Here is a 10,732-nt window from a genome sequence, read left to right on the forward strand (position 1 = left end):
TCGGAGTGGGAACGACCATGATGATTTCTTTCACGCCGGCAACGTGGGCAGGCATGGCGTTCATGATGACGGAACTCGGATAAGCGGCTTTACCGCCCGGAACATAAATACCGACACGGTCAAGCGGCGTAATCTGTTGGCCCAAAAGCGTGCCGTCTTCGTCTTCGTAAGTCCACGACTCCATTTTTTGGTGTTTATGGTAGCTTTCCACCCGTCGCGTGGCCGTTTTCAAGGCCGTCTGAATGTTTTCAGGCAAACGCTCAAAGGCAGACTGCAAATCGTCTTGCGTCAGAATTAAATCGTCGATGGTTTGAGCGGATGTACCGTCAAAGCGGTTGGTGTATTCAATCAGCGCCGCATCGCCGCGTTTTTGAACATCGGCGCAGATGTCAGCAACAATACGGTCGATTTCAGGATTTTGCGCGGTTTCAAAAGCGAGTAACGATTTGAGTTCGGCTTGAAAATTAGGGGATTGGGTGTCGAGTTTCTTCATGGTTTGCTCTCTTCCTTGTTTCGTTCCTATTGTTTTCAGACGGCCTCAATCACTCAAAGGCCGTCTGAACATTATCTTTTCAAAAAACCTTTTTTCTGCAAAAACGCCAACATATGCGGCCGTACAGGATTACCCAAGGTTTTGGCCAGCGATTCTTTCCAAGGTATCGGGCTACCCTTGCGTAGCTCATAATAATTCGCTACTGCCTGATTATAGGCTTCAACGGCATCGGCATTCAGGCTCGGACAGGCGTTTTCGGCATACACCATTTCCTTAGGTAGGCGCGGTTTGAGCGGCGGGTCTTGATCGGGATAACCGAGGCACAACCCCACCAAAGGCACGCAATAATCCGGCAGATTCAATACGTCCGACACTTTTTGCGCATTATTGCGCAACGCGCCGATATACACGCCGCCCAGCCCAAGCGATTCGGCGGCAAGCAATACGTTTTGCGCCATAATGCCTGCATCGACCGCACCAATCAGGGTTACCTCCGCCCAATCAATTTGCGCATTGGGAAACATTGCCTTGTGTTTGGAAAAATCGATGCAAAACAGTAAAAATTCCGCACAATGGACAATATAAGGTGCGCTTCCAGCCGCTTCATGTATCCCCTGCCTCAGCGCAAGATCCGATACGCGGATGATGGAAACGCATTGCAGGTTGTTGGAAGTCGAAGCCTGCTGCCCGGCACGAACCAGCGTATCGAGGATTTCATCGGCAATCGGTTCGGAAGTAAACCTGCGGATAGAACGATGGGAAAGAATCGTATCGAGTGTCGGTTTGCTTTGCATCATGACGGGGCTTTCAAACTGGGTTGGCAGACAGTTTTTGCCAAAAACTTTTCAGACGGCCTTAGCGGCATTTTCAAATGCCTGAATAATCGGATTCAACAGCGCATATTTGGTTTTCAAGGCCGCCTTGTTGACCACCAAGCGGCTGGAAATATCAGCCACATGTTCCACAGCTTCCAAACCATTGGCTTTCAAAGTATTGCCGCTGGAAACCAAATCGACAATCGCATCGCTCAAACCGACCAAAGGCGCAAGCTCCATCGAGCCGTACAGCTTGATGATGTCCACATGCACACCCTTGTCGGCAAAGTGTTCGGCGGCGATGTCGGGATATTTGGTAGCAATCCGCAAGCGGCTGCCGGGTTTGGACGCAGCGGCGTAATCAAAACCTTTTTTCACCGCAACCATCATGCGGCATGAGGCGATGTGCAAATCCAAAGGTTGATACAGGCCATCTCCGCCATGCTCGATCAGCACGTCCTTACCGGCAATACCGAAATCTGCCGCACCATATTGCACATAAGTCGGCACATCGGTCGCGCGCACAATCACCAGACGGATGTTGTCATGATTGGTGCCAATAATCAGCTTGCGCGATTTTTCCGGCTCTTCTGCAGGCACAATACCGGCGGCGGCCAACAGCGGCAGGGTTTCCTCAAAAATTCGCCCCTTGGATAAAGCAATCGTTAAAAGTGTGTCGGTCATTTTTTTCTTCTCCTTTGCCGTATCAAAAACAAGAAGGCCGTCTGAAATCCACAACCCATTTCAGACGGCCCCAACTACGGTTTTACAATAAAGTTTTCACATCAGCCGCAATCGTTTCCGGCTCGCTGCCATAAGGCGAGAAAATCGCCACTTCGCCGTTTTTATCAATCAAATATGCACCTGAAGAGTGGTCGACCAAATAGTTTTCGCTGTCTTCTTTTTGGTTAACTTTAGCCGATACCACACGGTATTGCTGTTTGATGACAGGCAGGCTTTGATCGCCGGTAGCCGTCAGGCCGATAAAATCAGGGTGGAACTGTTTGGCATATTTGCCGATTACTTCAGGCGTATCGCGCTCCGGGTCGATGCTGACAAATACTACTTTCACGTCTTTAGCCTGATCGCCCAATTGTTTCAAAGTATCGCTGTAAGTCAGCAACTCGGTCGGGCATACGTCAGGACAGTGGGTATAACCGAAAGACAGGATAACCACTTTGCCTTTCAAGTCGCTCAGGCTGAAAGGTTTGCCGTCGCCATCGGTCAATGTAAAATCACCGCCAATATCTTCTTTGCGCATATCGGTACCGCGCGCTTGCACTTTGGGCGCAGACTCACCGGAAGCAGCAGGCGCAGCAGAAGCGGCAGAAGCGGCAGGTGTCGAAGAAGCCTCTTTAGCCTCTTCTTTAGGCTGACAAGCAGCCAGAGCAGCCAACGCAAAAGCACTGAGTAGGAAAGTTCGTGTAACGGAAAGCATAAATTTTCTCCAAAACCGTTTCAAATTAAGTGAAGCCAAACAACCGCCCGGCCGATATAAAAACAAAACATCTTCATATTAACGCGTTTGACACATTAAATATAGCCCTTTTTACAGATAAATACTGCTTTTTTTGTTTTAAAAATCTGCCTTCCATTTAGATAGCCATCAAACGTAAAAAGTTTAATTCATTAAAAATCAAACAAATATAAAAATAATCCAATTTTTTTTCAATTACTGCTTTACAAGATTTGAGAACTCGCTATAATGACGACTTCTTCGCTAGCCCAGGTGGCGAAATTGGTAGACGCAGGGGACTCAAAATCCCCCGCCGCAAGGTGTGTCGGTTCGAGTCCGACCCTGGGCACCAAATTAAAAAAACCTCTTGATTCGGTCAAGAGGTTTTTTGCTATTCTTCATTTGCAAAAACCTTCTCCTTACTCAAACTGTCAACAATCTCCCCACATCAAGCTCAATAAAACTGTTTTTTTATTTCTTTAAAATCAAACGATAATCTATTTTCACTCCTTAAACGTTAAAAGATGAAAGATTTTGTCTTGCTTGTACAGTCGGATTGCGTTATCGTTTCTACTCTTTTTCACAAACTCTGTGTTTCTTCCCAATTGATTGGATAGTCTGACTGTCATCGTATTCCCTCAGTGCGCGTACCCTAAATCGCTGCTTGGTGGAATTGCATTACAGGTGCTGTGGTGAGGCGGATTGTTCCTATTGGTTTGAGGCCATATAAAAGAGGTCAATATGCAATTATCAGGCGCACAAATCATCGTGCAAAGTCTCAAAGCCGAAGGTGTCGAGTATGTATTCGGCTATCCGGGCGGCGCGGTTATCGAAATCTACGATGCCCTTTTCCAACTCAATAAATTCAAGCACATCCTGGTTCGCCACGAGCAGGCAGCCGTACACGCGGCAGATGCCTATGCCCGTGTCAGCGGCAAAGTCGGCGTTGCCTTGGTGACTTCCGGCCCAGGCGTGACCAATGCGCTGACCGGCATCGCCACTGCTTACAGCGACTCTATTCCGTTGGTAGTTATCAGCGGCCAGGTGGGCAACTCCCTTATCGGGACAGACGCATTCCAAGAAGTGGATACAGTCGGCATTACCCGCCCTTGTGTCAAACACAATTTCTTGGTAACCAATATCGCTGAGTTGGCAGACACCATCAAAAAAGCTTTCCAAATCGCCGCAAGCGGCCGTCCGGGTCCCGTTGTTGTCGATGTTCCTAAAGATGTCACCCAAGCGATGGCTAAATTCAGCTATCCGCAAGAAGACATCTTCATCCGCTCTTACCAACCGGTTGTACAAGGCCACATTGGTCAAATCAAAAAAGCCGTACAAATGCTGGCTTCCGCCAAACGCCCTATTGTTTACTTTGGCGGCGGTGTAGTTTTGGGCAATGCCTCTGAGGAAATGACCAAATTTGTCCGTATGATCGGCGCTCCTTGTGCCGGTACATTGATGGGCTTGGGTGCATACCCTTCCAGCGACCGCCAATTCTTGGGTATGCTGGGTATGCACGGTACTTACGAAGCCAACCTCGCCATGCAGAATGCAGACGTTGTACTGGCAATCGGTGCGCGCTTCGATGACCGCGTGATTTCCGTACCGTCCAAATTCTTTGAAAAAGCCAAAAAGATTATTCATATCGACGTTGACCCGTCCAGCATTGCCAAACGTGTCAAAGTGGATATCCCGATTGTCGGCGACGTGAAAAACGTATTGTCCGAAATGATTCAATTGTGGGGCAAGCAAGAATCTGCACCTGCTGCCGACTCATTGGATAAATGGTGGAAAAGCATCGAAGAATGGCGTTCGCGCAACTGCCTGTGGTTTGATAATGAAAGCGAAATCATCAAACCGCAATACGTCATTCAAAAACTGGCCGAAATCACCAATAATTCTGCCATCATTACTTCCGACGTTGGTCAACACCAAATGTTTACCGCACAATATTACCCATTCGAGCGTCCGCGCCAATGGCTCAATTCCGGCGGTTTAGGCACAATGGGCGTAGGCTTGCCATATGCCATCGGTGCGAAACTGGCCGCTCCTGATCAAGATGTATTCTGCATCACCGGCGAAGGCTCGATTCAGATGAACATCCAAGAGCTGTCGACCTGCTTCCAATACCGAGTTCCGGTTAACGTCGTTACCCTGAACAACGGCTACCTCGGCATGGTCCGCCAATGGCAAGAACTTTATTATGGCAACCGTGAATCGGAAACCTATTTCGACTCATTGCCTGATTTTGTCAAACTGGCTGAAGCCTACGGCCATATCGGCATCCGTGTGGACAAGAAATCCGATGTAGAAGGCGCGTTGCTGGAAGCATTAAACCAAAAAGACCGCCTGGTATTCCTCGATTTCTTGACTGATAAGAAACAAAACGTACTGCCTATGGTCGGCAACGGCAAAGGCTTGGACGAGATGGTTCTGCCGCCGCATATGCGCGAAACATTGTCAGCGTAAGGAGAGAAAAATGCGACATATCTTATCTATTCTGATGGAAAACGAATCAGGTGCGATGAGCCGTGTGGTAGGTTTGTTCTCCGCACGCGATTACAATATCGACTCCTTGGCTGTTGCGCCAACCGAAGACAAAACCTTGTCTCGCATGACCATCGTTACTCATGGCGACGAACACGTTATCGAGCAAATCACCAAACAACTCAACAAACTGATTGAAGTTATCAAAGTGGTTGACTTGAACGAAAGCCGTTTTGTCGAACGCGAACTGATGTTGGTAAAAGTCCGCGCCGTCGGCAAAGACCGCGACGAATTCCTGCGATTGACCGAAATCTACCGCGGCAGCGTTATTGATGTAACAGACCGCAGCTACACCATCGAAATCACAGGTTCCACCGAAAAACTCGACTCTTTCCTCGAAACAGTCGGTCGCGCCCAAATTTTGGAAACCGTACGCACAGGCGCAGCCGGTATCGGTCGTGGCGAGCGCATTTTGAAAATTTAACGCTGTATCGTTCAGACGGCCTTTTACTTTCAACAAAGGCCGTCTGAAAAACAGTAGGAGACAAATATGTCAAGCATCCAAATCGTTGCATTAGTTACCGTCAAACCCGAATACACCGAGGCTCTGGCTGCCCAATTTAAAGAATTGGTCAAAGCCAGCCGTGCAGAAGAAGGCAACATCAGCTACGACCTGCACCAAGAAATCGGCAAACCCAACCGTTTCGTATTCGTAGAAAGCTGGAAATCCCAAGCAGCTATTGATGAGCACAATGCCAGCGAACATTTCCAAAACTTCGTCAAATCCATCGAAGGAAAAACCGAAGCATTGGAAATCGTCTTGATGAACCAAGTCCCTGCCTAATCCCCTATTACTTTTAACTCAACCCGGATTATCCGGAACCCTCTTACACTAAGGAAATAAAATGCAAGTTTATTACGATAAAGACGCTGACCTTTCTCTGATCAAAGGCAAAACCGTTGCCATCATCGGCTACGGTTCACAAGGTCACGCACACGCAGCAAACCTGAAAGATTCCGGCGTAAATGTCGTAATCGGTCTGCGCCAAGGCAGCTCTTGGAAAAAAGCCGAAGCAGCCGGCCACGACGTGCGCACCGTTGCTGAAGCAACTAAAGCAGCCGACGTTGTAATGATTCTGTTGCCTGACGAAAACCAACCTATCGTATACAAAAACGAAATCGATCCTAACTTGAAAGAAGGCGCAGTATTGGCGTTCGCTCACGGCTTCAACGTACACTACAACCAAATCGTACCTCGCGCCGACCTTGACGTTATCATGATCGCCCCTAAAGGCCCAGGCCACACCGTACGCAGCGAATTCCTGAAAGGCGGCGGCGTACCTTCCTTGATCGCCGTTTACCAAGATAAAAGCGGCAAAGCCAAAGACATCGCCCTGTCTTACGCAGCAGCCAACGGCGGCACTAAAGGCGGCGTAATCGAAACCAACTTCCGCGAAGAAACCGAAACCGACCTGTTTGGCGAACAAGCCGTATTGTGCGGTGGCGCAGTTGAATTGGTGAAATGCGGCTTTGAAACTTTGGTTGAAGCCGGTTACGCTCCAGAAATGGCCTACTTCGAATGTCTGCACGAGCTGAAACTGATCGTTGACCTGATGTACGAAGGCGGTATTGCCAACATGAACTACTCCATTTCCAACAATGCCGAATACGGTGAATACGTTACCGGCCCTGAAGTAGTGACTCCTGCAACCAAAGCTGCGATGAAAAAAGCGCTATACCGCATTCAAAGCGGCGAATATGCGAAAATGTTCATCCAAGAAGGCGCAACCAACTACGCCAGCATGACTGCCCGTCGCCGTCTGAACGCCGACCACCAAATTGAAAAAGTGGGTGCACAACTGCGTTCTATGATGCCTTGGATCGCTAAAAACAAACTGGTTGACCAAGACAAAAACTAATCTGTCTTTCAAGCAAATGAAACCTGCCTGATTACTCAGGCAGGTTTTTTTATAATTTTAAAACCCAATACACTATAAACCTCACTCAACAAGGCCGTCTGAAGACAATATAAACAACATTTACCCCCAACCTCTATAAACTGTCTTTCATGATTCTCCTAAAATTTCCTTTTAAAAAAACATATTACGAAATAAACGACTATTTTCTATACCTACTCTGTCTGCAAAAAACAACGTTTCCCAACAAAAATACGCCTAAAACAAGAGGAAAATTTGTTTTCTTAAGCCATAACCTTTATATTATGGTCATGGAATCGTTGAAACAGAACGATATCGTAATAAGAAGAACGAATGCTCGCTTCTTCACACTTAAAAAAGGAAAACAGCAATGAAAAAATCCCTGATTGCCCTGACTCTGGCTGCCCTGCCTGTTGCAGCTATGGCTGACGTAACTCTGTACGGTCAAATTAAAGCTGGCGTAGAAATTTCTAAAGTAAAAGAGGGTAAGACTTCTTCTAAAACTGCTACTGAGATTGCTGACTTCGGCTCTCGCATCGGTTTCAAAGGCCACGAACACTTGGGTAGCAACCTGAATGCTATCTGGCAAGTTGAACAAAAAACTTCTATCGCCGGTGGTGACTCTGGTTTCGCTAACCGTGAATCTTTCTTGGGCTTGGAAGGCGGTTTCGGTAAAATTCGTGCCGGTAACTTGGATAATGCCCTGAGCAACAGCAGCGACAGCTTCGACCCTTGGGAATCTAGTGCAGCTAACGAAGATGCTCTGCAATTGGGTAAAATCAAACGTGTAGATTCTCGTAAAGTATCTGTACGTTACGATACCCCTGTATTTGGTGGTTTCAGCGCAAGCGTACAATACCAACCACGTGACAATGCTAACCCTAGCGACAAATATACTCACACTGTGAAAAGCCGCGAGTCTTACGACTTGGGTCTGAACTACGAAAACTCTGGCTTCTTCGGTCGCTATGCTGGTTCTTATGCTAAACGTGCTGACTTGACTGCTGATTACTTGAAAGTATTCAACCGCAACAATAATTTGGCTGCTGGTACTTACAAAGATCACCAAGCTCACCGTCTGACTGCTGGTTACGATGCTAACAACCTGATGGTTGCTGTTGTAGGTCAATACGAAGGCTTCAAAGCTGACGTAGCTGGTGCTAAGAAAAACGAACGTACTGAAGTTGGTGCAACTGCTGCTTACCGCTTCGGCAACGTAACTCCTCGTGTTTCTTACGCTCACGGCTTCAAAGCTAAAGAAGAAGGCGTGAAACAAGAGAACAGCGCTTACAACCAAGTTATCGTTGGTGCTGACTACGACTTCTCTAAACGCACTTCTGCTCTGGTTTCTGCCGGCTGGTTGAAAGAAGGCAAAGGCGACTACAAATACGAGAAAACTGCTGGCACTGTTGGCCTGCGTCACAAATTCTAATCTTTGGATTAGTATGAAAAAGAGCCTGTTTTATGCAGGCTCTTTTTTATTCTTATGCCCTACCCTCAACGAAAATTAATTTAAGCGTTGTATATAAAAAGGCCGTCTGAAACCAATCAGTTTCAGACGGCCTTTAGTCTATCTATCCTTATTGCCAAATAACAATAAGTTCAACAGACAAGCTTTATTTCTCATTTAAAATCTTACCAACAATCTCGCCCACATCTTTGGACAAACCTTCTTGTGCATGGATGCGTTGCAACTCTTTAGTCATAACGGCTTTGCGGTTGGCTTCCAATTTGTTGCAGATGTTGAAAGCCTGCACCAGTCGAGCGGCAACTTGCGGATTAAAGCGGTCAATTTCCATCACTTTATCTGCTACAAAGCGGTAGCCGCTGCCGTCTTCTGCATGGAAGTGCGGAATATTACGACTGAAGCTCATCAATAAAGAACGGGCTTTATTTGGGTTTTCAATACTGAACTTAGGATGATTCAAGGCCGTCTGAACTTGCTGTAAAGTATCTTTACGGCGACTTGAGGCAATCAGGGCAAAGTATTTGTCCATTACCAAAGCATCATCGGCGAATTTATCGGCAAATTGTGTCAACAAACGATCGCGGATTTCACTTTCATTGCTGTTGATTGCAGATAAGATACCCCATTCGTGGGTCATGTTTTGCGCCATTGCTTCGTAATTCTCCGCAACGTGTTCGATATGCGCAGCGTCAGCACGGAGAACGAATGCCCTACAAGTATTACGCAAAGTACGCCAGCCGGCCAATTCTGGGCTGTATTCATAACGAACAGCAGCATCGGCTTGATTTTCTTGCTCGGCAGCTTGACGGTTCAGCTCGCGCCATTGAGGCAGGAACTTGACGGCAACAGCATTGAGCAAGGCTTCTCGCGCTTGATGAACCTGAATCGGGTCAATATTTTCTTCTTCCGCCCATACATCGGTTTCAGACGGCATTTGCAGCAAAATGGCACGGAATGCTGGATCAAAGTCACCGGAAACCACCAAAGCCAAAGCATCCATCAATGCTTTGTGTTCCGGCAAAGGACGGCCTTCCGCCAATGCCTGACGGTTGGCATTAATGGCACGATGGTACAAGGTTTGAGCAGCTTCCCAACGGGCAAACTCATTTTCATCTGCCGCAAGTAAAGTCGCCAATTCTTGATCGCTGTATGGATAGTTCAGGGTAACCGGTGCAGAGAAGTCACGCAGCAGAGACGGGATAACCGGCTCATTGACACCGCCCAAGACAAAAATCTGCTCGGCCTCGGTCAATACCAAAACCGCCTCTTTCACCCGTTTGCCTTGATATTCAAACTCAACCGCTTCGCCTTTTTCGTTCAGCAAACCAGTTTTGACCGGAATCATCATCGGCTGTTTGTCCGCCATATCGGGCGTGGCCGGAATGGTTTGTTTGATGGTCAATTCAAACGCTCCATCTTTCAGACGGCCTTGAGCATCTAAAACCGGCGTGCCAGCTTGGCTGTACCACAAAGCAAACTGATCAAGATTGATGCCGTTTGCGTCTGCCATTGCGGCACGGAAATCATCACAAGTCACAGCTTGACCGTCGTGGCGTTGGAAATACAGCTTCATGCCTTTTTGGAAGCCTTCTTCCCCAAGCAAGGTGTGATACATGCGCACCACTTCCGCACCTTTTTCATAAACGGTCATGGTGTAGAAGTTGTTCATCTCTTCATAGCTGGCCGGGCGGACAGGATGCGCAGTCGGGCCCGCATCTTCAGGGAATTGGAACAAGCGCAGCATGCGGACATTGTCGATACGGCGTACCACGCGGCTGGCTCGGTCGCCAGAAAACTCTTGATCACGGAATACGGTCAAACCTTCTTTCAGCGACAATTGGAACCAATCGCGGCAGGTCACGCGGTTGCCCGTCCAGTTATGGAAATATTCGTGGCCGACAGCAGATGCGATGCCTTCAAAATCAGTAGCGTTCGCGGTACAGCTGTTGGCCAGCACAAACTTGGTGTTGAAAATATTCAAACCTTTGTTTTCCATTGCGTCCATATTGGAATCGCCCACGGCAACGACCATGAAAATATCCAAGTCGTATTCCAAACCGAAGCGTGTTTCGTCCC

The 10,732-nt window shown here is 47.7% G+C and carries 10 protein-coding genes and 1 tRNA gene; 6 read left to right on the forward strand and 5 right to left on the reverse strand.

What is annotated here, in order from left to right:
* From ACTHUE_RS05800 to ACTHUE_RS05815, 4 genes are all read right to left on the reverse strand, one after another.
* Window positions 1-493, reverse strand: a 493-nt coding sequence (locus ACTHUE_RS05800; protein WP_440402950.1) for a histidinol dehydrogenase, incomplete at its 3' end; no start/stop codon positions are given.
* Window positions 494-564: 71 nt separating this feature from the next.
* Window positions 565-1,290 carry an oxygen-insensitive NADPH nitroreductase gene (gene nfsA / locus ACTHUE_RS05805; protein ID WP_107792549.1) on the reverse strand — a complete coding sequence of 242 codons (726 nt, stop codon included), beginning with the start codon at window positions 1,288-1,290 and terminating at the stop codon, window positions 565-567.
* Between the two features lie 48 nt (window positions 1,291-1,338).
* The gene (gene hisG, locus ACTHUE_RS05810; protein ID WP_036473098.1) at window positions 1,339-1,992 is read right to left on the reverse strand and encodes an ATP phosphoribosyltransferase; all 654 of its coding nucleotides are present in this window, start codon (window positions 1,990-1,992) and stop codon (window positions 1,339-1,341) included.
* An 82-nt stretch (window positions 1,993-2,074) separates the two neighbouring features.
* Window positions 2,075-2,746 (reverse strand): SCO family protein, encoded by a 672-nt coding sequence (locus ACTHUE_RS05815; RefSeq protein WP_107792550.1) that lies wholly within the window; start codon window positions 2,744-2,746, stop codon window positions 2,075-2,077.
* A gap of 285 nt (window positions 2,747-3,031) precedes the next feature.
* On the opposite strand from ACTHUE_RS05815, the gene ACTHUE_RS05820 reads away from it, so the two are divergent.
* The 6 genes from ACTHUE_RS05820 to porB all read left to right on the forward strand — a co-directional run bounded on the left by ACTHUE_RS05820 (window position 3,032) and on the right by porB (window position 8,620).
* Window positions 3,032-3,116, forward strand: a tRNA-Leu gene (locus ACTHUE_RS05820).
* Between the two features lie 389 nt (window positions 3,117-3,505).
* Window positions 3,506-5,233 carry a biosynthetic-type acetolactate synthase large subunit gene (ilvB, locus tag ACTHUE_RS05825; protein ID WP_107792551.1) on the forward strand — a complete coding sequence of 576 codons (1,728 nt, stop codon included), beginning with the start codon at window positions 3,506-3,508 and terminating at the stop codon, window positions 5,231-5,233.
* 10 nt (window positions 5,234-5,243) lie between these two features.
* Window positions 5,244-5,735, forward strand: a complete 492-nt coding sequence (gene ilvN / locus ACTHUE_RS05830) for an acetolactate synthase small subunit (RefSeq protein WP_003685820.1) — start codon at window positions 5,244-5,246, stop codon at window positions 5,733-5,735.
* 66 nt (window positions 5,736-5,801) lie between these two features.
* Window positions 5,802-6,095 carry a putative quinol monooxygenase gene (locus tag ACTHUE_RS05835; RefSeq protein WP_070583491.1) on the forward strand — a complete coding sequence of 98 codons (294 nt, stop codon included), beginning with the start codon at window positions 5,802-5,804 and terminating at the stop codon, window positions 6,093-6,095.
* 61 nt (window positions 6,096-6,156) lie between these two features.
* The gene (ilvC, locus tag ACTHUE_RS05840) at window positions 6,157-7,170 is read left to right on the forward strand and encodes a ketol-acid reductoisomerase (protein WP_070459226.1); all 1,014 of its coding nucleotides are present in this window, start codon (window positions 6,157-6,159) and stop codon (window positions 7,168-7,170) included.
* 388 nt (window positions 7,171-7,558) lie between these two features.
* Window positions 7,559-8,620 carry a trimeric porin PorB gene (porB, locus tag ACTHUE_RS05845; protein WP_070843479.1) on the forward strand — a complete coding sequence of 354 codons (1,062 nt, stop codon included), beginning with the start codon at window positions 7,559-7,561 and terminating at the stop codon, window positions 8,618-8,620.
* 184 nt (window positions 8,621-8,804) lie between these two features.
* On the opposite strand, the gene pepN is transcribed toward porB, so the two are convergent.
* A partial coding sequence (gene pepN, locus ACTHUE_RS05850) for an aminopeptidase N (RefSeq protein ID WP_440423107.1) occupies window positions 8,805-10,732 on the reverse strand: 1,928 nt, incomplete at its 5' end.

The sequence above is a fragment of the Neisseria sp. P0021.S005 genome, from assembly GCF_051956955.1.